Origin of the sequence: Francisella persica ATCC VR-331 (genome assembly GCF_001653955.1) — a bacterium.
Classification (GTDB): Bacteria; Pseudomonadota; Gammaproteobacteria; order Francisellales; family Francisellaceae; genus Francisella; species Francisella persica.
The window spans coordinates 41,124-67,944 of record NZ_CP013022.1; the positions used below are offsets into that span (position 1 = coordinate 41,124).

Consider the following 26,821-nt stretch of genomic DNA (forward strand, 5'->3'; position numbering starts at 1 on the left):
AATATTTGCTATTCCCATATACATGGGAACCTATCAATTTATAGTTAATATTCAAAAGATATGTAAATCTATAGAAATTATATTTTTAATAAATAAACATTGCATCACCATAGCTGAAAAACCTATATTTTTTTGCTATTGCATGATGATATGCTTGCATAATTTTGTGTTTATCGGCAAAAGCACTTATAAGTATAATCAAAGTAGACTTTGGTAAATGAAAGTTTGTAATCACCGCATCTATAACATTAAACTTTTTTCCAGGATATAAGAAAATATCTGTCTCCCCCTGATAAGTTTCAATCTGACCATTTTGTCCTGCTGTCTCAAGTGAGCGTACAGAAGTTGTGCCTATAGCTATGACTCTACCACCATTTGCTTTTGTTTGTCGAATTTTTTGACACACATCTGCTGGTACAGATATTACCTCAGCATGCATTTTATGACTCTCAATATCATCAACTTTGACAGGTTTGAAAGTTCCAGAACCAACATGTAGAGTTATATAAGCAATACCAACACCCTTAGCTTTTATCTGCCGCATTAGCTGTTGTGAGAAATGCAAACCAGCTGTAGGCGCTGCAACTGAACCTAAATCTTTAGCATATACAGTCTGATAACGCTCAGCATCAAACTCTTCATCTTCGCGCTTCATATATGGTGGTAATGGAATATGACCAAACTCTTCCATCAGCTGATAAATATCTTTGTCGCCTTGTAGCTCAAGTAGATACATAACACCATCTTTGTCTAAAACTTTTGCTAATGTATCCTCAATATATATTTCACTGCCAATAGCTGGTGAACGGTTAGCTTTGATATGTGTTTCAAAGACTTTTGGTGTTTTGATCCTTTCTATAAGGTATTCAAGCTTTGCTCCAGTAGTTTTGCTACCATACAAACGAGCCAACATTACTTTACTATTATTAAAAATAAGTAAATCTTTTGGCGTTATAAAATCAATAAAATCAGTAAATTTATGATCAGCTATTTCACCTGTTTGCTTATTTAACTTTAGTAACCTACTAGCATCACGATTTTTTAATGGGTATCTAGCGATCAATTCTTCTGGTAATTTATAATTAAAATCATCTGTTTTCATCAACAACCTTATACTAATAAAAACTAATATTTTTAGTGTCTCTTAAATTTACTTTTATTTCTTTTATATGACTCATAGTCATTAAGAATTTTTTTAACAAATCTTTATCTGATAAGTCATTTAAAACTTACTATAAGTAAGAGAACTTCTATTTTTTAAAAAGTCAAACAAAAACTAGCATATTAAAAACATTTACTAAGTAATTCACCCTCATCATTTTCAGGATCAAAATTTTCATCTATCATAGTATTCATTTGGATAATTTGGTCTGCAAGTAGCTTACTTGTGAGAATATTCATCTTGAGTAAATCAACATAGTAACTTTCTTATCTTTTATTAAACTTTGTTACTATTGTATCTATATTTTTAATAATCTCTTCTAAACCATCTTGATTATAAAACTCTAAAAATACTTTCTTTTTACATCTAATATTTCGTTTTCCATATTGCTTCATTTTCTCTTGAGCTTACAAGACTTGCTTTACCATTAAACTTTTTAAAATACTATTCTTATCAACAAATTCTAGTCCAGCTCTACGCGCTTTTTTGAGATATTGATTATCACTAGCAAAGACTTCTTTAAATACATTCATCAAAGCTAGCATCTTAGTATTATCAAACATACGCTCACGCTGATATTTATCTAATGTTGAAATATGTCCAATTAAACGCCCTTTTGCAAAAGCATCACTCAAAACTCGAGTTAGTGCAATAGCATCCTTAAAACCTATATTTACTCCCTGCCCTGCTAATGGATGAATTGTATGTGCTGCATCACCTACTAATACCACATTGTTTTGCATATAACTCTTAGCATGACGCTCTATTAACTCAAAACTAAACCTTTTTGATAGTAAGCTAAGACTACCAAAACTATTATCAATTGCCTTAGTAAGTTCTATCTCAAACTTCTCATCTAGTAAACTCATAAGAAAATTAGCATAATCAGTCTTTACAGACCAAACTATTGAAGCTTTGTTTGCATCTACTAATGGTAAAAACGCTAGTACACCTTTATCATAAAAACGCTGATATGCTGTTTGCTGATGGTCTTTTTCAAGCTTAAGTGTTGCAACAATAGCAGTATGTTTATACGGTTTAACTTTAGTTTCAAAATTAAAATAATTACGAATAAAAGAGTTAGCACCATCTGCACCAATTACTAAACTTGTTTCAATGATTTTATCAGCTAAAAATATTTTTTCAGTATTAACATTTCTTTGGATTTTATGTATTTTTTGATTAGCAAAAATCTCAATACCTGTAGCACTGACCTTCTCTATTAGAGCGGCAATTATTATATCATTTTCAACAATACATCCTAAGCTATGCTCGGCTATTTCTTCGGCGGTAATATTGATACTTTCACTAGGAATATCATCCCATACGCGCATTTGATAATATGGTGATATACGCTTATTTTTAATACTATACCAGACACCTAATTGTTGCAAAAAACTTTTTGAGGTATGGTTTATAGCACTAACTCTAGTTTCGACTCTATCAGCTCTTAAAGGCTTATTATTAATCTTTTTTGCTTCAATAAGCGCAACCAACAAACCATTTTGGTGCAATGCTAAAGCAAGGCTTAAGCCTACCATACCACCACCGACAATCACAGCATCTTTTTGAACATTTCTAACACTCATCCTCAACCACCTTTCTCATTAGAGTTGAGCCTTTGCTAAGCTTACCCATCATCACTCTTGATAGAACTTTTTTAGCTAACTTGCTTCTTTGTAACAGATGTAAACCAGCATTTCTACTTGCAACTAACTTAGCATCATTAGATACAAACCATTTTACAAAACCATTAGTGATAAAAATTGTTCTATCATGATCTGGTTTTCTAACTTTGGCAAACTCTACTAAAACAGCTTCAATTGAGTTCTGTGAAAAATCACTCTCTGCAAGCAAATCATACAAAAAACCAATATCTCGTATACTTAGATTCATTCCTTGACCAGATACTGGATGCAAAAAATGTAATGCATTACCAAAAAAAAGCACATTGTCTTTATGTACTTGCTCAGCTTGGACAAGATATAAAGGAAAAACCTCGGGTTTTGAAGTAAGTCTAATTTCTCCTAATCTGTAGCCAAAGCGATCTTGGATTAGCTGCTCAAACTCTTTATTATCTAAGGCTAACTTTGCTTGTGATTTATCTCTATCAATAGTCCAAATACAGCCCATAGCAGTTTTTGCCTTAGGTAACATTGCTAATATCCCATCGGTCATAAATCTTTCAAAAGCTGTATTATCATTATAAAGGTCAGTTTGAATATCAAAAACAAGTGCATCTTGTTGATAATCAGTTGCCTTGACTGCGACATTTAGCATTTTTCTTAAACTTGAGTTTGCGCCATCACAAGCGATTATTAGCTGTGCTTCTATAGTTTTAGTCTCTCCTTGCTGCTTGACTACTAAAGAATACTTATAATCGTGTTTATTTAAACTAACAACTTTTGTTTCAAAAGATTTAACAATATTTGGATTATCAGCAACACTTTGTAAGGCAACTGTCAGAAGCTCTTGCATTGGCACAGTAGCTCCTAGAAATGGCAAATTTTCATCTTTAGCAAATATCTCAGCTCTGCCATAACTACCTTTATCTGAGATATGAACTTTTTTAATAGTTTGAGGTTTACTTGTAACCTTATCCCACAAACCAAGAGTATTTAAAAAAGCTATTGATGAATAAGACACCGCAATACTTCTATTATCATTTTTTACTTGTAACTGATCTTTTTCAATATGAATAATTTTACATCCAGTCTTGGCTAGAGCTAGAGAAGTAAATAAACCAACTATTCCGCCTCCGACAATTGCCACATCATATTTAGTATTCATGTTGATACCTAATTTTTTCACTATCAATAAGTAAAACTGCTACTTTTGTATACTCAACCAACTCAATAAAATCTTTTGCACAACCTTCATCTTCACCTAAAGCTTCATAGTCCATATATGAGATTTTCATCAGATCACTAATTGCTTCCTTGATTTCTTGATATTTTAAATTCTCAAAATCCAAACCAAATAAACCTACTCCTGATAGAAACCATCTTATCCAAGATGTAAGAGCTTCAGCTCGATAACTTAACGGCTTATTATCTGCTGGAATAAATAAATCAAAGCTTAGACCTTTTTCATCGAATTGAGATTTGGTGTAATAATAAAGTTTTTTCATAGTTTTCAAAGCTGAACTAGCAATCAAATCACCATCTTCAATTGGCTTGGTCATTAGAGAATCTGACCAAGCTGTAAATTTAACTTCAGCACCAAAACTAAATAAGGCACAAAGTAAACCATGGGCTTCAGAAGCTGAGCTTATAGCCTGCATTACTTTAAGTGCTTCTGCTACATCTTCAAAACTAGGTTTTTCTTTTTTCATAGAAATCATAATTTTATTTTATTTATCTCGTTAAATATTTTACTGTATCTAGATAATTAGTTATAGGTATTTTTTGAAATATTCTGCTCAAAGCAAAGTTAAAAGCAGCTAATAGTTAGCAACAGTCAAATACTTAATCAGCAAAAGAAAAGCATTTAACTCCAAATTCAATAAATATATCTACAAACTTTTAGTATAAAATTATCCAAAGAGTATTTAGCGTGATTTATAATAAGTTTGTAATCAAGAGTTTAGTTGTCTGGGTTATTAGTAATTTAGTTACAATCTTGTATCGACACTACTTAGAAAAGTGAGCCTTAGTGTTTTGACTAGAGATCAAGCTTTGATGCTCTAGCGTTGACAAAGGAGCCCAACGTTTAAGCTATGGCACCCACCTTGATACCATAGGGATCAAGGATATTGGACTAAAACGTGAATCTGGACAGCTAATTTTTTTCATACTTGCAGTCATGGATAAAAATCAAATACGTAGGCAGCTTTTAAATATTAGAAATTCTCTTACAAACAAAACCTATCTTAGCGAGCAAATCAGTTCTAAACTGATAAGTTACATACAAGTAAATTTTACTAATCCCAAGATAGCTAGTTTTGTATCGCTAAAAAATGAAATAGATACTCAAACTATTAACAGTCATTTTGAAAATATCTATTTACCTATAATTCATCCATTTACAAAACATGGACTCTGGTTTGCTAAAGACTCTAAAAGTTATTACTTAAATAAATATAAAATCAAAGAACCTCTATACTCTGTTAAAGATATAGTTACAGCTTGGGAACTTGATATTATTATAGTACCGATTGTTGGTTTTACTAGTGATAAATTTAGAATGGGTATGGGTGGAGGTTTTTATGACTATAGCTTAAGCTTTAAAAAAACTCATAAATACCCTTTAACTATAGGTATAGCCTTTGATGAACAGCAAAATAATGCTATTATCATAGATATACATGATATTAAGCTTGATTTAATTATTACACCTACGAGGATATTATAACTATGGATAGTACTACTGTAGCAGATCAAATCAAAACTCAAATATTATCCAAAGTTGAACCTCAAGCTATAATTGAAGTAATTGATGAAACACATAAGCATGTAAAACATAAAAGCTATACTCAAGGCAAGTATTATTTCGTGCTTAATATAAACTCTCAAAAACTCAGCACAATAACAAAAATCCAGTCACACAAGCAAATATTTAAAGCTGTTGAAGATTTAATGCCATATATTCATGCTTTATCAATAAAGATCAAACCGGAGTAAGATACAATGTTTGATTTTATTATACATTTTAATGAGTATATAAATTATTTTATTGACCTTTTAGGTGTGTGGTTTTATATTTTATTATTCTTTATCGTTTTTTGTGAAACTGGAATTGTTTTAGGTATATTTTTCCCGGGTGACTCATTACTTTTTACAATTGGTATAACAGCCGCTGCTACAAGTATCAATATTCATTTAGCAGTTTTAGCGATATGCTTAGGTGCTATAATCGGTGACTCGTGCAACTATATCACTGGTAAATTTATTGGCGAAAAACTCTTTAGTAATAATGCACGAATTCTCAAGAAAGTTTATTTGATTAGAACAAAAGAATTTTTAGAACAACATGGCACAAAAGCGATAATTTTCTCACGTTTTATTGCCTTTGTTAGAACCATTACTCCTTTTGTAGCAGGTGTAAGCAGAATGAATTATGCTAAATTTGTCACATTAGGAACAATATCTGCAATTATATGGTCTTTTTCTATAACCTATACTGTATACTTCTTTAGTAATAACAAATTTGTTAAACAAAATCTAAGCCTTTTAATCGCTATGGTAGTAATTGTTGTAATTATTCAAATGCTACTTAAAAGTATTATCAATAAAATAAAAGCAAAAAGAACTTAACCTTTAGAAATTATTTTTTTATAATCTAACGACAAAACATTCAAAAGCATAACTCATGGATACAATCTCGGCGCTATTAAATATAGTCTTGCATCTAGATCAATTTATTAGCACTTATATAAATATACTAGGTGACTGGACTTACTTACTGCTTTTTTTAGTCATTTTTTGTGAAACTGGAATTGTAATAACTCCTTTTTTACCAGGTGATTCATTACTTTTTGCCATAGGTCTTACTGGAGCTGCGACAACTCTTAATGTTCACCTAGTAACGCCAATATTAGTATCAGCTGCAGTTTGTGGAGATTCTTGTAACTATTTCTTAGGTCGTATGATTGGTAAAAAAATCTTTAAAGATGATGCAAAAATTCTTAAGACTGCGTATCTTTTAAAAGCTCAAGAATTCTTTAACAAGTACGGTCCAACAGCTATTATACTTGCTAGGTTTACACCACTTGTACGTACATTTATGCCTTTTACAGCTGGTATGGCACTAATGAAATATACTAAATTTGTGGCAATAGGTATTATCGGTGCATTTATCTGGGTTTATTCTATTGTGTATTTGGCATTTTTCTTTAGTAATAATGCTTTTGTTAAAAAATATTTTGGCTTATTTATCATTTTTATTGTTGTTGTTTCTTTGATACCACCGACAATATCTTTTATCAAAGTTTTGAAAAACAAACTACTTGATCGTCAATAAAAACAGCAAGACTATTGATTTAATATTACAAAAGCATTGAGTACTTCAACAAGCCCACTAACTCATTTGCCAAAATGTAACTTTTAAAACTAAGAAAACAACGAATTCGATAAGCACAGTTAACTTATTGTAAAATTTTTATTGCTTAAATCAACAATTTCTCAGCCATTAGTTAGTAAGATTTAGTTTGTTACTTAACAAGTTTTATTTAAATAATTCTTAAGTCTAAAATCTACTTTTTAAGGTTTAAATAATCTACAAGAAGTTTCCTACTTTTTAACTGCTTACCAGCTAAAACATAATCAATACATACTCGAGTAACTCTAGAAATTGCTTTTAGATCATCATTTGACCACAAGCTTAGCGGTTGATTTATTTTCTTAAGACTTCTGCCAGAGATACTATTGATAGCTGAGCTAAGATCTTTTCTAAACCCATTAGGAAGTATAGTGTAGCTACAATTATTTTGTATTGATATCCCATTAATATCATTATCAACATAAATGCCATGACCAAGACTATTTAATAACTCAAGCTCAAACATTCTTAATAAGTATCTATAATTAGCTTCATCGATATTTCTTAAAATAAAATCATATTTATCAAAGAGAATATCTTCTTCATGAGAATAATTTAAAAGTAAATATATAAGCTCATTAATATACTGCAGTGACAATAAGTTTATATATGATTTTTGGTAAAATGACTCAATAAACTCAATATTATAAATTTTACCTAGACCATCGGCCTTTTTAGCAAGGCTAATTTGTCCTTTTAGTTTAACTAGTGGCTGATATAAATTAGCGTTTTTTTTATTAATTGTTATTAATACCGAGAGCTTGCCGAACTCACGCGTAAATACGCTCACAAGTAGTGAATTTTCTCTATATTTGCGCTGATGTAATATATAAAAGTCATATAGATGCTGCATTTACTTTCTCAATAAGCTGAATTATTTGTAGTCCATCTCTATACCTAACTTGTGGTAAATCAAAATCTGCTATTAGCTTTTCTAAAGAAATTTGGCTCAGATTTTGTTTATTTTGCAAACTAATCTGAAGCCACTTAAGCATAGCTAAGCTATACGCATCACCATAAATCCTATATGATACTCTTTTATCACAAATATAAATCTCGACTGTTGAAAAATTATCGCTAATACTATATTTAGCCTGCTCTGCTAAGATAATACTATCTTCAAACTTAACTTGTGTTAAAAGCTGCTTTACTAATTCATTATACATTTACTTCTCCTTGTGGGGATAAAGCTCGCAAAAGTTGTACTTTTTCTTTTAGCAAATTAGCTGCTTGGATAACTTGTACTTGAGTTGTTTGTAGCCCAAAAGATATTCTAAGCGTTGATTCTGCTTCAACTGCTGTCAAACCTATAGCACTTAAGACGTGTGAAGGCTCAACTGCATGGGAATTACATGCCGAGCCCATTGACATACAAACCCCATCAACTAGCGCTAATAATGTTTCACCCTTTACTCCTAAAAATGTAATACTTAAAATACCTGGATAACTATTTTCAAGATCTGTATTAATTCTTATATTAGCCAATTTATGAATAATCCCTAAAAACATCTGCTGCATTTTTGACACATATTCAAAGTTCTGCTCTTTTTTAACAAACATCTCTTTGGCAGCTGTAGCTAGTGCAAATATCTGATAAGTTGCCAGTGTTCCTGCACGTAAATTAAACTCTTGAGTCCCACCATGTATTTGCTTTATAAGCTTAACTTTGGGTCGTTTTGATCTTAGATACAGAAAACCAACACCCTTTGGTGCATACAACTTATGTCCAGACACTGATAACAAATCAATATTCATCGCTTTGACATCTATATCAACTTTACCATAACCTTGGGCAGCATCAACATGCAGTAATACTCCATTTTGCTTGGTTATTTTACCAATTTCCATAAGATTATTTTGTGTCCCAAGCTCATTATTTACAACCATTAAGCTTACAAGTATTGTTTGTGGTGTGATAGATTTTTTAAGCTGCTTCAAATCAACTTCACCAAACTGATTGACATCAAGGTATGTAACTTCAAAACCCTGTGTCTCTAAAAACTTACAAACATCCAATACTGCCTTATGCTCAGCTTTTGAGGTTATTATATGTCTACCTTTATTTTTATAAGCGTATGCCACTCCTTTTATCGCAAGATTATTTGACTCAGTTGCTCCTGAAGTGAAAATAATCTCTCTTGGTAACACTGCTAAAGTTTGAGCAATTTCAGCCCTTGCCTGCTCAATTTTATTACTAACAATTTCTGCTTGCTGATATGTTGATGACCCAGAATTAAAAAAATCACCATCACTAGCTATTGAATTTAACATAGATTTTTTTACAATTTGACTAAGTGGAGTTGTCGCAGCATAATCCAAGTAAATAAGATTCATTAGAAATTAATAGTTCTTTTATTTAATAGCTAATATTGCTATTATATCAAATAATTGTGTACATAGTACTTTAACAAAATCGCAACAAAATTAAGCAACTGACTAGAGATGGTAAATCTTGTCAATTTCTTAGAGAAATTAGCTTAAAAATCTCGCGATTTATTAAGAAAGACCTTAACGGTCAAAAGCGAGTTGACTCGTTAAACAGTCAGCTATGATTTATATTTATTGAAGGAATTAATAACAAATGAAGAGAATACTAATAAACAGTAAAAGTGGTGAAGAAACAAGAATTGCCACATTAGATAATGGCAAACTAATAGATCTAGATATTGAGAATATTGATAGAGAACAAAAGAAAGCAAATATTTACAAAGGCTACATTTCAAGAATTGAGCCAAGCTTAAATGCTATATTTGTTAACTATGGTGAAGAAAAAAATGGTTTTTTACCGTTTAAAGAAGTATCAGAATATTATCTAAAAGATGTTCCAAATGGCGATAATATCGCGCCTTTGCTTTTAGAAGGACAAGAACTCATCGTTCAAATAGATAAAGAAGAGCGTGGCGATAAAGGTGCGGCATTGACTACATTTATAACCCTAGCTGGCTCCTATATGGTGTTACTACCAAACAATTCTGATGCTGGTGGTATTTCTCGTCGTGTCGAAGGCGAAGATAGAGAAAGATTAAAAAAATATCTAAAGGAATTAAATATCCCAAAAAATATGAGTGTAATAGCAAGAACCGCCTGCGTTGAATGCTCTTTTGAAGAATTAAAACATGATTTTTGTACTCTAGTTGAATTATGGGAATCTATTTCTCAAGCTTACCATAGAATCAAAAAACCCGCACTATTACATAAAGAAAGTGACATTATTGTAAGAACAATTAGAGATCATTTAAAAGAAGATGTAAAAGAAATTATTGTTGATTCTAAAGAATGCTTTGAAGATGTCAAAAGACAACTTAGTTTACTTAGACAAAGCTTTGATATAAATAAAGTAAAACTATACAACGAAGAATTACCATTATTTGCTCAGTTTGGAATTGATCAACAAATAGAAAATGCCTATAGAAGAGAAATTCGCCTACCATCTGGCGGTTCTATCGTAATAGATACTACAGAAGCACTTGTAGCAATAGATGTAAACTCATCTCGTGCTAACAAAGCTGAAGATGTAGAAACTACAGCGTTTAAAACTAACTTAGAGGCTGCAGAAGAAGTCGCTCGTCAACTTAGAATCAGAGACTTAGGTGGTCTTGTTATAGTTGACTTTATTGATATGTCTTTCTACCCAAATCGAAAACAAGTTGAAGAAAAACTAATGGAAGCACTACAACAAGATAGAGCGCGTATCCAAATGTCACGCATTTCTAAACTTGGACTAGTTGAGATATCAAGACAACGCTTAAGTTCTTCAATTAACGAAAGCGTAATGCAAAAATGTCCACGTTGTGAAGGTCATGGTTTTATCAAAACTACTCAAGCTACAGCACTTACCATCCTGCGTAAAATCAGAGCAGAAGCTATCAAAGAAGATACTAACGAAATTCGTGTCCAAGTTCCTGTAGATATTGCTGCGTATATTTTAAATGAGAAAAGAGACAGTATAGTTGAGATCGAGAGAATTTCTCAAGTTAAGGTTATGATTATCCCTAACTTTAATATGGAGTCACCAAAGTTTCAAATGCAGAGAATCTGGGGTACTAGCTATAAATCAAATCGCACTAGTTCAGAATTAATAGAAGATGTTTATAATATTGAAATTCCTAAAGCTGGCAAAAAAAAAGTTGCTGCTGTGGATTTTAATAAAGCCATGGAAAATCTAACTACTAGCAGTACTCAAGAGCAAAAGCCACAAACTGACACTCAAATAAGTAAAGCTATACAAAATGATAAAAAACAAGATGCTGTAAATCAACAAGCTAAGAAAAAAGGCTTCTTTGCTAAGCTATTTAGTAGTATATTTGCAACTGATTCTAAAGCTGCTAAACAAGCTAATAATCTAGCTCAAAAACAACAAAACAAAGGACAAAACTTCCAAAAGCAGCAACAAAATAAGTCGCAAAAAGATAATAACCAGCGCAATGAGCGTAATAATAACAATAATAAAAATGAGCGTAATAAAAATAGAAATAATAAAGTAGCAAAACCACAAACAGCTCAGGAAAATAAGCTACAAAAAGATAATAACCAGCTTAATTATAACAACGGTCACAATACCAATAATAGTAATGATAAAAATGAGCGTAATAAAAATAAATCAAACAATGATAAGTTTGATAAAAAATCAAATAACCACAACAATAGAAGCAATAATCTCAATCTAAACAATGCTGAAGAAGTTATTGATATTACAAAACTTAAGTATCAAAATCAAACAGCTGTTACAAAAACTGAGAGTGTCAAAAAGGTGATTTCTAAAAATCCTGACGAGTTTATCTCTGTAATGGTTAAAGATGTCTTAGAGAACTATGATAGTCTAAAGGATGATGGCGCTACAAAGATAGCTACCAAAGAGAAAATTAAAACTAACAAATACTTAAAGTTTGATACTGTATCTGTAGATAGTGAAATAGCTCTGCTTAACCAAATAGCTAAATCAAATCAAACTGTTGAAGTTGAGCAATTCTCAGCTGTAGCAGTTGAAGAATCTTTAAGTGTTGTTGATAAATTTGATGATACAACAATACCAGATGTTATAGTAGAGCAAGAAAAGCCAGAAAAAGTAATTAAAGAAACTAATCGAGCTAATGAAACTAAACCTAAAAAAGAAAAGCAAACTACTACAAAAAATAATAAAAAAGAAAAACCAGCTGAAAAAGAAACTAAACAAAATCAAGCTAAGCCCGAATACATAAACTATTCACCTGCGATTGATTTTAAATCTCAAGCACTAATATAGAATAAGGTTTTACAATGCTACAATATCCTCATATCGATCCAGTTGCATTGCAACTTGGCCCTATAAAGATCCATTGGTATGGTTTGATGTATCTATTTGGTATCTTTGCTGGTTGGTACTTAACTAGATATAGAGCAAAAGTTAAACCGTGGGCTCCTATCAAACCACAACAAGTTGGCGATTTGACATTTTATGTGGCACTAGGTGTCATTCTTGGTGGTAGGATTGGCTATATTATCTTCTACAATCTTCCTTATTATTTCCATAACCCAGCACAAATGTTTTTCTTATGGGATGGTGGGATGTCATTCCATGGTGGATTTATTGGTGTACTTATAGCATTCGCAATATTTGCACGTAAGATTGGTGCAAATTCCTTTGATTTAGGCGAGTTTGTTGCACCAGTTGTACCAATTGGCTTAGGCGCTGGTAGGATAGGTAACTTTATCAATGGTGAACTTTGGGGTAGGGTTACAGACTCACCAATAGGCATGGTTTTTCCAACTGGTGGACCACTACCAAGGTATCCATCACAGCTATTTGAGTTTTTCTTTGAGGGAGTTGTACTATTTACTATTCTATGGCTTGTTACTATCAAGCAAAAACCGCGTTATCTTGTGCTTGGGCTTTTCATGCTTTTATATGGTTGCACTAGGTTTATCTGTGAATTTTTTAGGCAGCCAGATCCACAATATGGCTATATATTTTTCAATTGGATGACTATGGGGCAAATACTATCAATTCCAATGGTACTACTAGGAGCTGTAATCCTAATTGCAGTATTTATCAAAACAAGGAAACAATAAATGCAAGAATATCTAAATTTCCTTAAATATATTAAAGAAAACGGTGTTTTAAAGAGTGATAGAACTGGCACTGGGACAAGAAGCATTTTTGGCTATCAGATGCGTTTTGATCTTCAAAAAGGCTTTCCGCTAGTAACTACAAAAAAAATTCATATTCCTAGTGTTGTCTATGAGCTATTATGGTTTTTAAGTGGTAGTACAAATATTAAATACCTTAATGATAACAAGATTAGAATTTGGAATGAATGGGCAACAGCAGATGGCGAACTTGGTCCTATCTATGGCAAACAATGGCGGGATTTTAATGGTCAAGGTATAGATCAAATTGCTAAAATAATTGAAATGCTAAAAACAAACCCAAACTCACGTAGAATTATAGTTTCAGCTTGGAACCCATGTGTTGTACCATCAGAAAAAATCTCTCCACAAGAAAATGTTGCAAAAGGTAATTCAGCCCTGCCACCTTGTCATGCCATGTTTCAATTCTATGTCGCGGATAATAAACTATCATGTATGCTTACACAAAGAAGTGCTGATGCTTTTCTTGGAGTTCCATTTAATATTGCCAGCTATTCACTACTAACGCATATGGTTGCACAGCAATGTAATCTTAATGTTGGCAAGTTCATCTGGTCAGGTGGTGATTGTCATATATACAACAACCACATTGGGCAAGTTAATGAACAGCTTAATCGTGAACCCTTAAATCTACCAATATTAAAGATTTTAAGAAAACCAAACTCTATCTTTGATTATAAATACGAAGATTTTGAGTTTGAAAACTATAACTATCACCATGCTATCAGAGCAAAAATATCTGTATAAGGATATCAAAATGAGCCATCTATCTCTTAATAAAAAGAAAATTCCCATTCTTCTCTTAGAAAATATCCACCCAAATGCTGTTGAATCGTTTAAAATTGCAGGATACGAAAATATCGAATTACCAAATACAGCTCTTGAAGGGCAAGAACTAATAGATAAACTTAAAGATTTTAAAATTGTCGGCTTACGCTCACGTACACAACTTACAAAAGAAGTTCTTGAGCAATCTAAGCATCTTATAGCTATTGGTTGTTTTTGTATCGGTACTAACCAAGTAGATATTAAAACCGCACAGAGTTTAGGTATACCAGTTTTTAATGTTCCATTTTCAAACACTCGCAGTGTTGCTGAGCTTGTCTTAGCAGAAGCTATTTTGCTAATACGTAATGTAATCGACAAGAATGCTAAAGCCCATAGAGGAGAATGGCTTAAATCAGCTGATAATGCTAATGAAGTAAAAGGCAAGACTTTAGGAATTGTCGGTTACGGTCATATTGGTATGCAGCTTGGAGTTCTAGCAGAGAATATTGGTTTAAATGTGATATTTTATGATATTGAAGAGAAACTACCTTTAGGTAATGCCTGTCAAGTTGACAGCTTAGTAACACTACTACAACAATCAGATGTCATTTCTCTACATGTGCCACAACTGCCAAGCACTGCAAATATGATATCAACCAAAGAATTTGCGCTTATGAAGCAAAATTCAGTTCTTATAAATGCTTCAAAAGGTAATGTAATAGACATCGATGCTTTGGTTAATGCCATAAAAAGTGCTAAGCTTAAAGGCGCAGCAATTGATGTTTTTCATAAAGAGCCATCATCAAAAGGTGAGATTTTTGAAAGTCCTTTAAGAGGCCTTGATAATGTCTTTCTGACACCACATATAGGTGGTAGCACTATAGAGGCACAAGAAAATATTGCTACTGAAGTAAGTGCTAAATTAATCAAGTATTCAGACAATGGTTCAACATTAAACGCGATAAACTTCCCTAAGTTATCTCTACCTAGTCATAAAGAAACACATCGAATCTTACATATTCATCAAAATATCCCTTGTATCATCAATGAACTCAATAGAATTTTAGCGTCTAAAAATATCAATGTTGAGGGTCAATATCTAAGAACGTTAGAAAATATTGGTTATGTTGTTATGGATATTAAATCAAGCTCAGATCAGGCTAAAGATATTATTGATGAATTTAAAAAAGTTAAAGCTACAATAAAGGCTCGCTATTTAGTATAAATGTCTATAAGTAAAACTCTTGTTTTAAATGAAATAAAAAAACTCTCTCCATCTCATATCATTATTGGTTATAGTGGCGGCATTGACTCAAGTGTTTTACTAAATATCAGCAAAGACTTATATATTCCAATCATTGCAATTTATATTAATCATAATCTTCATCGTGACTCATTAAAATGGCAAATTCATTGCCAAAAAACTTGTGAAAGATATAATCTACAATTTATTAGTCACTCGTTAGGTAAAGCTCCTAAAGGAGAAAATTTTGAGGCTTGGGCAAGTAAACAAAGAATGGATTTTTTTCAAAAAATAATGCAGCAATACCCTAAACCATTACTTTTACTAGGTCACCACCAAGATGACCAAGCTGAGACATTTTTGATTCAAGCAATACGAGGCTCTGGATTAGCCGGCTTAGCTGGTATACCGTATTATAAAAAACTACATCATGGAAACGTATTACGCCCATTACTAAACTATAACAAGATTGAAATTGAAGAGTTTACCAAACTAAATAATATCGTACATATATATGATGATAGTAACGAGGATATAAAATACCGCAGGAATCTAATTCGTAATAAAATAATCCCAATACTACAACAAGTAAATCCAAATATTAGTCAAACCATCTCTCGTAGTGCAAATATTTGTGCAGAAAGTAATAATGTTTTGCAGAAACTACTCGCAGAAAAATTACAATCAATATCTCAAAATACTACGATAATAATTAGTGAGTTAATAAAATTAGACGATGATATTCAAAAAAGTCTGCTGCATCTTTGGTTTAAACAAAACACACAGCAAAGTCTTAAAAGCAAGCAAACAAAAGAATTACATCTAGCTGTCAATAATCACTCAACAGGTTGGAAAATCCACATAAGTAACAACTGTCAAATTCATATACAATATAATCAGCTTATGATAAAGCATACAGCAACTGCTAAGGATGTAAGCAAAGAAGCTATCATAAGTTGGCTTAATGAAAACCTTAACAAACAAATTGATCTAACTGAGATAGTAATCCGTGATAGAAAACCTGATGACAAATGCAAATATTATGGCAGAAACAAGACTAATAAACTTAAAAAACTCTTTCAAGAACTACAAATTCCCGCCACTGAAAGATCAAAAGCAAGAATAATTTTAAAAGATCAGCAAATAATTGCCGTGTATCCTTTTTTTGTTTGTGAGTAAGTTTTTTACCTACTTTAATTTCTTTATGACCAAAGTAACAATATACCATAGTTATAATTGTCACTGCCAAGATAGCCATGATATTGGTAAATAACCCTTAAAATAATTATACCTGTTTGACTAGATCAAAATTATTAGGATTACCTTGAAAAGCTGCTAAATCAGCAGCCTTAGCGCCAATAAATTCAGCGACATTTCCTGTAAAAGCATATATGATACAGCTAAGAAACCTGTATCTTTTAATCTCCGAAAGTGCAATAGAATCTATAAATAATTCTGACACACCTAAAAAACTAAAGCAATGATGACAAGTAAAGCTGATGTTGTCACATCTATGCTTACATTTTTACTATAAAGAATTAAAACAAAACATAGTAACTGAAATGCTAAAACCAAATTAGAACTTGATCATTATACCAAAATCATCATAAAGTGATTTTACTCTCTTCCAAATCCATACAATAATTAGATGACAAACAAGATTGAAAGTGAATTCATTGAAGTAAAAGTACTCGCATGAATATCAATTCCCCATAAGTATATATCGACATTTTTATGTATAAAAATTTCTACTTACGTGTATAATTGCTAATCAAATACCCAAAAAACTATACCAAAAATATAAAAAGGCAATAGTGCAACGTGTAGTAGCATCTGTTTTGATAAAAATGACCATAAAAACTATTGCAGTAATACATGTAACTACTACTAATAGATAACCATCAAAAATATATTCTAAAGTCAAGTAGCTTAGAATCAATATTAACTAAATATTCTAAAAACTACAACTAAGTTTTGTAGCTATTTAGGTAAAGTTTTTTTGTGGAAAAATATCTGAAATTAGAACCTAGCATAAATACAGCTAAACCACATAGCATAGGTGCAAATATTCCACCAAAACTCACCTAAGTATATATAAATGTGAAAGCTGAATATTTGTTTGGATCATCAGAATTATATTGCTTCCCTAACAAAACAATATACATTTCATTTTGAAAAACCATAATCACAGACTATAAATGCCATGCCAAGATATAACTTACTATCGCCACCAAAGCCAGGGATAATATGACCAACAACATAAGTACTGCACCATAAATCACCGTTTTCTTATAACCTAATACTCTATCTGCAATAATCCCACCAACTTTAGGTTACAAATATATCAAATTATATAGCTTCTTATGCTATAGTATAAGATGTAGTATCATCGAGTTTAAGTTGATCTACCATATGTAATATCAAAAGAGCTATCATACACCATAGAAGCTAAAATATTCTCACATATATCACAATAATGTACCATAAAGCTTTATGATGTTTTTTTGATGATAATTTTGTTGCATTGATTAACTAGTAAAATTAACAATAAATAGATTATAGATAAACAAGCATCTTAGTAAAATCTTAGTAAAAGTTATATGTGGCTTTTATAAATTTAGCCCTAATTATTTAATAATACCAATGTTATTAAATATCAATAGTATCTAGTTATTCAAACCATGTTAGTATAGGAGTAGCTAATACTACTAACACTAAAGGATAGAATTTGAAACCTTTAGCAAAAAAGTTTTTTGTATGTTTGTACTCCTTTATTGATGCTATTTTTACAGTCACTAGCATGCACCACGATCTACATTGGTTTAAAATACAACACCGTTTCCGGTAGAACTATGGAATGAGAATTCACCTGGAACTGACAACTCATTTTATATGCTTAAGGGAAGTAATCATTATTTTAACTGCGCTAGGTAATTTAATTAGCTACTCTTCTAAATACTCAATAATCGCTACTGGACTTGTAAATGCTAATAAAGAATTTTTAGTTTATGGACAAAATGATCAAGACCTTAGGCCTTAGTATTAGTGCAAACTATATACCAGACTTTTCCAAATATCAAAAAGCAGCAAATACAGATAAAAAATATGTTTCTATAAACTGAAATTAGTATATTACTACTAAGAGAGTATGCCAATGTAGAACAAGTTAAAGTCTGGTCAGATAAAAGTACTATGATTAATAGTGTTACTCCACGATTACACTTTAATCACTGACAAATATGGTGGGCTAGTGCTAGGAATACATAAAAGGAAAAGTAAGATTATATGATGTCAATTCAAATGTCAAAGTAATGACCAATGCCATAACTTATGATTGGCATCTTAATAAAATTGAGTAAATTACTTAAATTTAAGTAACCAAACAACAACTAGAGTAAAAATAAGTGATACCATTGATCCATCACAAGGCAAAGATACCCAAGATATAAACTCACTCTGTCAAGGCAATGTCTTATTTAGGCTTACCTGAAAACTACTCACCACCATCAAGATTTATCAAAACTACAATATTGGATATTATGCTAACAATAAAGGTGATAATAATGAAAATCTCGTTACTAAAGTTACTCATATCCTTAATAATGTTTATAATATCTAAGGCAACAGTTACTAAAAAACTTGGAAATCAGACATTGATCATACTGCATTTAACTATAATAAAAGATCTTAACAACAATAAACTTTATATCAAAAGCTATAATCCACCTAATAATGCTGTATAAATTGATTTAAATACACTAGACACAAATAACTCTAAGCAGTTTGCTATTAATATAGACAAATTACCTTACCCAAATAAATAATATATCAACTAATCTTATCAAGTAGCTAAGCTCTTTTTCTAGCTAAAAGACTATCATAAACTTGCTGAATTCCTTCAGCTTCATTTTGAATCTTATATTTAGTAGTTACCAAATCATAACCATTTTGAGCTATTTTGCACCTTAGTTGACTATCAGAAATTAGAATATCTAATTTATCTGAAATTTGCTGGCTTGATTTAGGTTCGACTAAATAAGCATTTTCATTATCTACGATGATCTCTGGCCAAGCACCTGCTTTAGTTGCAATTACAGCACATTTTGAAGCCATTGCTTCAAGAGCTGGTAAGCCAAAACCCTCTTTATGACTAGCACAAACAACAATATCTAAAGCTCTATACCAGTTAGGTATCTCATTACTATCAGCTATAAAACCAGTAAAAATTATCTGCTTGTCTAAGCCAGCCTGTTTGACCTTTCGCTCTAGATCTTTTTTAAAATCTAAATCTCTCTGTGTTGCCTCACCAATAACTACAGCAGTCCAATCAGGATATTTTTTTAAGGTTGCTATAGTTGCTTCAATAAACTCTTGAGTTCCTTTAGATTTTCTAATTCTACCGAATATCCCTATGCCATGTTTGCCAGGCATTTTTTTCTCTTGCCATTGTTGTTGCCTAACTTCAGCTGGATAAAAAACTTGTGTATTTACTCCATGAGGCACTATATATGGTTTTTTCTCTAGGTACCCTGAAGATATCTCAGATGGACATATAACTGCTGCCATTCTATTTATATAAAACTTTGTAAGCTTCTTATGATTACGTTGTGCCACAGATGTGAAAACTAGTATTATCTTATATCTGAAAAGATATTTTAATATTATGCCAACAAGCATATCTATATTTCTGCGTGCATGCCAAATACGCCATTTATCACGCCAACATTTAAATAAGAAATCTCTAAATCTAATTTTCTTAATGTCTTTAGAGTCAATATTAAAGCCCATGCCAACAATATTTACTAATTTAGCTTGTACTGGAATGACAGCTAACATACTTGCATTAATTCCAGAAAATCTACACCCTAGTGATAATGCTATAACTTCAACATCCTTGATATTTTTAGTTTCCACAGTTTGTTTATATTAGAAGATTTTATTACACTTATACTAAAACAAACTTATAATATTTACAAGCTAACCAAAACTTGTAGCTAAAATCACAATAATTTCAACCAAAGTAGTTATATTAAATATTCTCTATTTTAGATGCTATAATACTTAGCATATCACTTGCTTAGATATATTATTTTTTTATGATAGCTTTTAAAAAACTTAAAAATTTGTTTAGTTACAAAAAACCAATAATCAAAGAGAATACTTTTTTACTTTGGGAACCTTGTTCTCATAGTCATGCAGAAACCGTCCCTGGCTTTACAAAATATTTGCTTGATTTAGGCTATCATGTTTCAATACTTATCAATCATAAAAGATATAAAGAAGGTCTTTTTTGTAGATTTGATAACCAAAATATTTCCTATAATAAACTATCTAAAAAACAGATTCGTAAATATTTTAAAAAAGACTCACTTGAAAATGTCGAAGGTGTTTTGATAACAACTGTTGGTAAGCTATATGATGGTAAAAATTTAAATCAGGCATATGAATTTTTTCATGAGCAAGCTAATAAGAATAAACTCTTTTTTATCGAGCATGAGATTGATAGTTATATTGATAATAATTCTAACCCACGCAATGATATTATTACCTTAAGGGCTATGGATTACAAAAATGCTACCACAGTTCCAGTTAATCCTCATTATTTTGGAAAAGTTAAATTAAATTATAAAAATGAGCTTACAAAATTTATAACCATCGGTGCTTTATCAGAAAAGAGAAAAAGTACCAAATTACTCATAAATGCTGCAAAAGAACTTTTAGATAACGATATTACAAACTTCAAAATCACAGTCATTGGTAAAGGAAATATAAAATATTTGCCAGCTCAGTTACAAAGTTTTTTTGACATCAAGGGACGCCTAGACTTCAATCAAATGTATGATCAAATTGAAAAAGCTGATTTTATTCTCTCTGCTTATGAAGATAATCCTGAGCATAGAAAATACATCACATCTAAAACTAGCGGTACTTTTCAACTTGTTTATGGTTTTTTAAAGCCAATCATTATTAGAGAAAATTTTGCGGCTATAAATGGGTTTAATCCAACTAATGCTATTTTATATTTACAAGATTCTCAATACAGTGATGCGATGATAAGAGCAATAAATATGTCAGCCAAAGAATATAGACAAATTCAACTAAATCTAGAACAATATACTAATAAATTATACTTAAATTCAAAAATTAACTTACAAAAATTAATCAAAGGATATATTACAAATGAATAAAATACCTATAGTTTTTACTTTTGATAAAAGAATCATTTTAGGTGCTGCTGTAGCTATCAAAAGCTTAATTGATAATGCTAAACAAACTACATTTTATGATATTTATGTTTATCACCCAGATATTGCATATAAAACTATTAAATACTTTGAAGAAATGTTATCTAATACTAATCATAGTATTAGTTTCTACCATATCCATAAATACAGATTTAAAGATGCTCCTATTAATAAGGGCGGTAGTTGGACCGAGATAGTATATTATAGGCTTCTAATACCTGAACTATTACCACAATATGATAAAGCAATATATATTGATGTAGATGTTTTGTTTAAAAAAGATTTAAGTGAGGTTTTCAACATTGACATATCTGGATATGAATGTGCTGCTGTACCTGTAGAACTAAACAGTAATAAAATGATTTGTCATAAATACTTCCCTGAAAATAAAAATAAATATATCTATATTTCAAGCTTTTTAGTTATGAATCTAAAGTTAATGCGAGAAGAAAAAACCGTACAAAAATTTCTAGAAGTTATAAGTTCTTTTAACAAAAGACTAAAGTTTTTTGACTTAGATACATTAAATATTGCTTGTGATAGATTTTATGATTTACCTTTCTCATATGGAACTTTTCAGAGTATTTTCTATAAACATGATGTTACAAAGGCTGGAGAATATCCATTTTTAATGGATATTTATAGTATCGAAGAACTTGAAAAAGCTAAGAAAGAAACTGTATTTATCCATTATGTAGGCAAACCTGGTAAACCATGGCGAATGAAAAAACCGTATATAGATTATAAAGAATATATTAATAAAATCCCTAAAAAACTCAAGAAGTATACTTTTAGAGATATAAGAAAAAAACTTCTAAGTAAATACTAAGTAATAGTACAAAATTCTGTTATTTTCTTTCATAACCAATAACTTTCTTAAAAATTCTTTCAGCTAACATGGGTTTTAAAATACTATAAATTAACGCCCTTATTCGAGCTTTTTTAGTTTGCTTAGAAATATATAAATAATCTATGATATATAGCTCTTTTTTCTTTAAAAAATATTTTGATTTTAATCTAGGTTTATCGTTTTTAATATAACATTTATCATTAAACCAACATATTGGATAACTTTTAGCTAAATCAAAACATCCATAAAGTTCCTTACGATATCCAGGATAAGAATTTAAACTAAATTGCTTACCCATAGAATCCATAATAGCATGGTTATTAAGAATTAGTATTTCAAAGACAAATTCATTTATTCGATACTTTCCTGGCTGAATATCTGACAAATCAGGCCTGTTTAGACAGATATTAACTGCCCTACCAAGCAAATTGGGACCTGTTGGACTTAGAGGATCATTACCATAGTAACTATTGCGTGAGTTTTCAACTATCATTTCAATAGCTTTTTTAAAAAATGGGTGTTTTGCCTTTGAGCATAAAAATGCTTGAAATATATAGCCATCAAATTCAAAATCCTTTAAATATCTATCTTTTACAGATATAAAATCAACATCTTCCGATAGAATATTAGATATTGGCTGTAACGGAACATTCTTAACATCTGAATAAACTCCACCATATATATAAAGTATACAATACCTAAATAAATCGGCTTTATAAGCCTTAGGATATATATTGTTGTATGCTTCAACTACATCTTTATCAAAATTTGCCTTGAGGAACTCTAGTACTTGCTGATCATCATATAAATGCAACTCCCAGTCAGAGTTATTTTTTATCCATAACTGAATATTATTATACATATCATCACTAAGTTGATGAGAATGCCAAGTCATAAATATCTTTTTAGGTATATTATATTGTTTATCTATAGCCACATTACTCTGCGGTAAATAACATTTAAAATATTTCATAGTGACTATCTTTTTTTTGTTCAATCTTTGATAAAAATATTGCTAATAACGTAAAAAACATACTTACTTCATATTGTGTTGATAGATAATAACCTGTCAATGATGCTATAAAATAGCCTAATATAAAAACTCTTACACCAAATCTATCTTGAAGAGGAAGATTTTTAGTAATATAAAATAAACTTATAAAAAACATTAATAAACACAATGCTGAAAATATGCCTCCTCTAAAAGTATAATTTATAAACTCATTATGAGGCTCTATAGGTTGATTTTTAAGAACCATAGGATTAGCTTGCAGTTGCTGATTATTTTCTATTAGGTTTTGGGTACAATAATTTAAATCTGGTGTATTTCCAGTAAAAGAACAACCCCATATAAAAACATTAGGATATTTTTTAAATATTTCTATAGAAGAAATATAATAAATCATTCTTAAACCTGTTGACTGCTGTTCTAAGTTTTTTCTTTCTATTTTAGAGTAACCATTTGATTCAAAAATTCTGACAATGCTTTTAGTAAATTCAGATGTTTTATCATGAAATATTTGACTTTTTTTATATGCAAAACTAAAAATAAAAGTCAAAGCTAATAAAGATAGAAAAGTCATTATCAGCATTTTTTTTATACTTAATGCATTAGTATTAGTTTGAATGCTGTAATTTTTTATAAATACAAAAGCATAATAAACTAACACAAAAACCTCGATAATATAGCCAACTTTACTAGTATTGATAAATAAGTCTGTAAAAATCACTAATAAAACCGATAATAAAAAAATTAGCTTATTTCTTATTTTACTAGATTTTAGAGCTAAATTTAGAAAACAGACAGAAACAAAAGGAAAAGTAAAAGCAATTACTCCTTGTACATCAGGTCCATGGCCAAAAGTACCATATACACCTATTAAATCTATATTTGAGCTATATAAAAATTTTATAAAACACAATAAAGAAAATAATACTGTTACCGTTAAATACGACCATAATAAATAGTCTGCGAGTTTTTTATTTTGTGATAAAAAATAACCAAGTGAATAAGTATAAATTACAATAATAATAGGATTAGTATAAGCTACTAATTCCTTAAGGATAATAGATTTATCATAAATAGTATAACCATATAAATATGCAGCATTAATAACCACCCCAGCAGCTAATAAAAATAATAAAGGCATATAGCGTTGAAATTTAGACTTATCAAAAGAAAAATCACGATTAACAAAAAAGAGAATTATTATTGTAATAAATGCTATTGATATTAATGCTCTAGCAAATAGGAAAACACTTGCAAAGATAACAATACCTGCTATTAAAACTATTTTAGGAAATATATTTTGCTTCATACTTACATAACCATATTTACTTATTTGATATTACTACACTCTTTTAGCAATCTAAAAATCTCTTTAAATGACTTAATTGTAGTATTTTTTTCTACTTCCTTATAATGATTTCTAATTAGTTGTCTTAAATTTTGAATATCTAAATCTGGAAATTCTTGTATCAATATATCTAATGTATCATGCATTTTAAATGGATCTAAAAGATTATTACGAATATTTTCTAAACGCTTAAACATTAGATTTGCTTGTTTGTCTTTATTGACAAGCACATCATAAGCCTTATGAATCTCATCAAGATTATCTGTTTTACGTAAAAGTTTACCAATAAACTGTGTTTGTCTTTTTAAAGCTATCTTTTGTAAGCTTTTAGCAGTGATAATACTATTTTTAAGATTATAATCGATTGGTAATTTCTCTAACTGTTTTTTACTTAGCTCAGTCAAAGAGCTACCGAAATCTGTTATCTCTAATGCATCTTTTTTAAAAGATGTCTTACTCTTTACGGCTTTATAATGAGAATTTTCTCTTTCTAAACGATCTATTTCATCAAGATCAATAACTTTACCCATAGCTTTTATTTTTCAATTTGTTTATATAATATATAAGTTATAATTTTAAACATTAAATTTATTTTATCCATCTAAAAAATATCAGGAGACTACTAAATATGTTTAGCTTTGAAAAAAATAGCCTAAAAAATACCGATAAAGAGATTTTTGACGCTATACAACTTGAAGTTAAAAGACAGCATGAACATGTTGAGCTTATAGCATCAGAAAACTATGCAAGTCCTGCGGTAATGGAGGCACAAGGATCACAACTTACAAACAAATACGCCGAGGGTTATCATGGTAAAAGGTATTATGGTGGTTGTGAATTTGTTGATATCGCTGAGAAACTTGCTATAGAGAGAGCACAGAAACTATTTGGCGTTGATTATGCTAATGTTCAACCACACTCGGGTTCTCAAGCAAATGCTGCTGTTTATAATGCTGTCTTAAAACCAGGTGATACTGTTCTTGGTATGGATTTAGGTGCAGGTGGGCACCTAACACATGGTAGTAAAGTTAATTTCTCTGGAAAAATTTATAACTCTATTCAATACGGCTTAGATGAAAATGGCGATATAGACTACGAGCAAGTAGCACAATTAGCTAAAGAATATAAACCAAAAATGATAATAGCAGGCTTCTCAGCATTTTCTGGCATAATTAACTGGCAAAAGTTTAGAGAAATAGCTAATTCTTTAGATACCGTACTAATGGCAGATATAGCTCATGTGGCAGGGCTAGTGGCAGCTGGAGTATACCCTAACCCATTCCCATATGTTGATGTTGCAACTACAACTACACATAAAACATTAAGAGGACCTAGAGGTGGTTTAATACTTTGTAATAATAATCCAGAACTTACAAAAAAATTCCAATCAGCTATTTTCCCTGGCATTCAAGGAGGTCCTTTGATGCATGTAATTGCAGCTAAGGCAGTTGCTTTTAAGGAAGCATTAGATCCTAGTTTCGTTTGTTATCAAAACCAAGTACTCGAAAATGCTAAAGCTATGGAAAAAGTTTTAAAAGAGCGCGGCATCAATATAATCTCTGGCGGAACTAGTAATCATCTACTTTTGCTTGATATTACAAATACAGGTTTCTCTGGTAAAGAAGCTGAAGCAGCTCTAGGCAGAGCAAACATCACTGTTAATAAAAACTCTATTCCAAATGACCCTCGCTCTCCTTTAGTTACTAGTGGTCTAAGAATTGGAAGCCCCGCTATAACAACAAGAGGCTTTAAAAAGAATGAATGTGAATTAGTCGCTAACTTATTAGCAGATGTAGTGTTTAACTGTGGTAATGAACAAATAGAACACCAAACAGCAGCTAAAATTTTAAATCTTTGTAATAAATTCCCTGTTTATAAATAAACTCAAATCATATAAATTATTAATTTAATTTTTACTCCATAATTCTTAATTGATATTCACAACTCTAGTTTTTTTAAATTTAATATTAAACTTAAAACCTTTTATTTATAACAATATATAACCTATAATTAAAATTTTAAATAAAAAAA

The 26,821-nt window shown here is 30.6% G+C and carries 23 protein-coding genes, 1 other RNA gene and 3 pseudogenes; 14 read left to right on the plus strand and 13 right to left on the minus strand.

Features of this window, described 5'->3' with window-relative positions; translation table 11 throughout:
- Window positions 1–85 precede the first annotated feature (85 nt).
- From queA to FSC845_RS00260, 5 genes and pseudogenes are all read right to left on the minus strand, one after another.
- Window positions 86–1,102, minus strand: a complete 1,017-nt coding sequence (queA, locus tag FSC845_RS00240; RefSeq protein WP_064461275.1) for a tRNA preQ1(34) S-adenosylmethionine ribosyltransferase-isomerase QueA — start codon at window positions 1,100–1,102, stop codon at window positions 86–88.
- A 13-nt stretch (window positions 1,103–1,115) separates the two neighbouring features.
- A pseudogene (locus FSC845_RS00245) lies at window positions 1,116–1,547 on the minus strand (hypothetical protein).
- Window positions 1,548–1,569: 22 nt separating this feature from the next.
- A complete protein-coding gene (locus FSC845_RS00250; protein WP_064461276.1) occupies window positions 1,570–2,751 on the minus strand; it encodes a UbiH/UbiF/VisC/COQ6 family ubiquinone biosynthesis hydroxylase in 1,182 nt (393 codons plus the stop codon).
- A complete protein-coding gene (locus FSC845_RS00255; protein WP_064461277.1) occupies window positions 2,741–3,952 on the minus strand; it encodes an FAD-dependent monooxygenase in 1,212 nt (403 codons plus the stop codon). The genes FSC845_RS00250 and FSC845_RS00255 overlap by 11 nt, the downstream gene beginning before the upstream one ends.
- Window positions 3,942–4,496 carry a UPF0149 family protein gene (locus tag FSC845_RS00260; RefSeq protein ID WP_064461760.1) on the minus strand — a complete coding sequence of 185 codons (555 nt, stop codon included), beginning with the start codon at window positions 4,494–4,496 and terminating at the stop codon, window positions 3,942–3,944. Before FSC845_RS00260 ends, FSC845_RS00255 begins: the two co-directional genes overlap by 11 nt.
- A 253-nt stretch (window positions 4,497–4,749) precedes the next feature.
- Here FSC845_RS00260 and ssrS point away from each other — a divergent pair.
- The 5 genes from ssrS (at window position 4,750) to FSC845_RS00285 (ending at window position 7,123) form a co-directional block, all read left to right on the plus strand.
- Window positions 4,750–4,945, plus strand: a non-coding RNA gene (gene ssrS, locus FSC845_RS00265) — 6S RNA.
- Between the two features lie 21 nt (window positions 4,946–4,966).
- Window positions 4,967–5,515 carry a 5-formyltetrahydrofolate cyclo-ligase gene (locus FSC845_RS00270; RefSeq protein ID WP_064461762.1) on the plus strand — a complete coding sequence of 183 codons (549 nt, stop codon included), beginning with the start codon at window positions 4,967–4,969 and terminating at the stop codon, window positions 5,513–5,515.
- Between the two features lie 2 nt (window positions 5,516–5,517).
- Window positions 5,518–5,784 carry a BolA/IbaG family iron-sulfur metabolism protein gene (locus FSC845_RS00275; protein ID WP_064461278.1) on the plus strand — a complete coding sequence of 89 codons (267 nt, stop codon included), beginning with the start codon at window positions 5,518–5,520 and terminating at the stop codon, window positions 5,782–5,784.
- Between the two features lie 6 nt (window positions 5,785–5,790).
- Window positions 5,791–6,417: a VTT domain-containing protein gene (locus tag FSC845_RS00280; protein ID WP_064461279.1), complete on the plus strand. Its 627-nt coding sequence runs from the start codon at window positions 5,791–5,793 to the stop codon at window positions 6,415–6,417.
- Between the two features lie 55 nt (window positions 6,418–6,472).
- On the plus strand, window positions 6,473–7,123 hold the full coding sequence (locus tag FSC845_RS00285) for a VTT domain-containing protein (protein WP_064461280.1): 651 nt from the start codon (window positions 6,473–6,475) through the stop codon (window positions 7,121–7,123).
- Window positions 7,124–7,355: 232 nt separating this feature from the next.
- Here FSC845_RS00285 and recO read toward each other — a convergent pair whose 3' ends face one another.
- The 3 genes from recO to FSC845_RS00300 are packed head-to-tail and all read right to left on the minus strand — an operon-like array spanning window position 7,356 to window position 9,535.
- Window positions 7,356–8,054: a DNA repair protein RecO gene (recO, locus tag FSC845_RS00290; RefSeq protein WP_064461281.1), complete on the minus strand. Its 699-nt coding sequence runs from the start codon at window positions 8,052–8,054 to the stop codon at window positions 7,356–7,358.
- Window positions 8,038–8,367, minus strand: coding sequence for a hypothetical protein (locus FSC845_RS00295; protein WP_064461282.1), 330 nt, complete (start codon window positions 8,365–8,367; stop codon window positions 8,038–8,040). Before FSC845_RS00295 ends, recO begins: the two co-directional genes overlap by 17 nt.
- Entirely contained in the window at window positions 8,360–9,535 is a 1,176-nt protein-coding gene (locus tag FSC845_RS00300; protein WP_064461283.1) for a cysteine desulfurase family protein, read from the minus strand. Before FSC845_RS00300 ends, FSC845_RS00295 begins: the two co-directional genes overlap by 8 nt.
- A 247-nt stretch (window positions 9,536–9,782) precedes the next feature.
- Here FSC845_RS00300 and FSC845_RS00305 point away from each other — a divergent pair, with 247 nt between their 5' ends.
- From FSC845_RS00305 to tilS, 5 genes and pseudogenes are all read left to right on the plus strand, one after another.
- On the plus strand, window positions 9,783–12,443 hold the full coding sequence (locus tag FSC845_RS00305) for an Rne/Rng family ribonuclease (RefSeq protein ID WP_064461284.1): 2,661 nt from the start codon (window positions 9,783–9,785) through the stop codon (window positions 12,441–12,443).
- A gap of 14 nt (window positions 12,444–12,457) precedes the next feature.
- Window positions 12,458–13,265: pseudogene (gene lgt / locus FSC845_RS00310) on the plus strand (prolipoprotein diacylglyceryl transferase).
- Window positions 13,250–14,074: a thymidylate synthase gene (locus tag FSC845_RS00315; RefSeq protein WP_064461286.1), complete on the plus strand. Its 825-nt coding sequence runs from the start codon at window positions 13,250–13,252 to the stop codon at window positions 14,072–14,074. Before lgt ends, FSC845_RS00315 begins: the two are co-directional and overlap by 16 nt.
- A 10-nt stretch (window positions 14,075–14,084) precedes the next feature.
- The gene (gene serA / locus FSC845_RS00320; protein WP_064461764.1) at window positions 14,085–15,320 is read left to right on the plus strand and encodes a phosphoglycerate dehydrogenase; all 1,236 of its coding nucleotides are present in this window, start codon (window positions 14,085–14,087) and stop codon (window positions 15,318–15,320) included.
- A complete protein-coding gene (tilS, locus tag FSC845_RS00325; RefSeq protein ID WP_064461287.1) occupies window positions 15,321–16,517 on the plus strand; it encodes a tRNA lysidine(34) synthetase TilS in 1,197 nt (398 codons plus the stop codon).
- A gap of 106 nt (window positions 16,518–16,623) precedes the next feature.
- Here tilS and FSC845_RS08300 read toward each other — a convergent pair whose 3' ends face one another.
- Window positions 16,624–16,800, minus strand: a complete 177-nt coding sequence (locus tag FSC845_RS08300; protein WP_193789265.1) for a hypothetical protein — start codon at window positions 16,798–16,800, stop codon at window positions 16,624–16,626.
- A 1,266-nt stretch (window positions 16,801–18,066) separates the two neighbouring features.
- On the opposite strand from FSC845_RS08300, the pseudogene FSC845_RS09860 reads away from it, so the two are divergent.
- Window positions 18,067–19,187: pseudogene (locus tag FSC845_RS09860) on the plus strand (linear amide C-N hydrolase).
- On the opposite strand, the gene FSC845_RS00340 reads toward FSC845_RS09860, so the two are convergent.
- Complete coding sequence (locus tag FSC845_RS00340) at window positions 19,188–20,252, minus strand: glycosyltransferase family 4 protein (RefSeq protein ID WP_064461288.1); 1,065 nt, start codon at window positions 20,250–20,252, stop codon at window positions 19,188–19,190.
- Between the two features lie 182 nt (window positions 20,253–20,434).
- On the opposite strand from FSC845_RS00340, the gene FSC845_RS00345 reads away from it, so the two are divergent.
- On the plus strand, window positions 20,435–21,526 hold the full coding sequence (locus FSC845_RS00345; RefSeq protein WP_064461289.1) for a glycosyltransferase family protein: 1,092 nt from the start codon (window positions 20,435–20,437) through the stop codon (window positions 21,524–21,526).
- Window positions 21,519–22,412 (plus strand): glycosyltransferase family 8 protein, encoded by an 894-nt coding sequence (locus FSC845_RS00350; RefSeq protein WP_064461290.1) that lies wholly within the window; start codon window positions 21,519–21,521, stop codon window positions 22,410–22,412. Before FSC845_RS00345 ends, FSC845_RS00350 begins: the two co-directional genes overlap by 8 nt.
- Before the next feature lie 19 nt (window positions 22,413–22,431).
- Here the strand turns inward: FSC845_RS00350 and FSC845_RS00355 are convergent, their stop codons facing one another.
- The 3 genes from FSC845_RS00355 to yjgA are packed head-to-tail and all read right to left on the minus strand — an operon-like array spanning window position 22,432 to window position 25,320.
- Window positions 22,432–23,406: a glycosyltransferase family 32 protein gene (locus tag FSC845_RS00355; RefSeq protein ID WP_064461291.1), complete on the minus strand. Its 975-nt coding sequence runs from the start codon at window positions 23,404–23,406 to the stop codon at window positions 22,432–22,434.
- The gene (locus FSC845_RS00360; RefSeq protein ID WP_064461292.1) at window positions 23,393–24,751 is read right to left on the minus strand and encodes an O-antigen ligase family protein; all 1,359 of its coding nucleotides are present in this window, start codon (window positions 24,749–24,751) and stop codon (window positions 23,393–23,395) included. The genes FSC845_RS00355 and FSC845_RS00360 overlap by 14 nt, the downstream gene beginning before the upstream one ends.
- Before the next feature lie 20 nt (window positions 24,752–24,771).
- Window positions 24,772–25,320 carry a ribosome biogenesis factor YjgA gene (gene yjgA / locus FSC845_RS00365; protein ID WP_064461293.1) on the minus strand — a complete coding sequence of 183 codons (549 nt, stop codon included), beginning with the start codon at window positions 25,318–25,320 and terminating at the stop codon, window positions 24,772–24,774.
- 98 nt (window positions 25,321–25,418) lie between these two features.
- Between yjgA and glyA the strand changes: the two genes are divergently transcribed.
- Window positions 25,419–26,672, plus strand: a complete 1,254-nt coding sequence (gene glyA / locus FSC845_RS00370; RefSeq protein WP_064461294.1) for a serine hydroxymethyltransferase — start codon at window positions 25,419–25,421, stop codon at window positions 26,670–26,672.
- The last annotated feature ends 149 nt before the right edge of the window (window positions 26,673–26,821 follow it).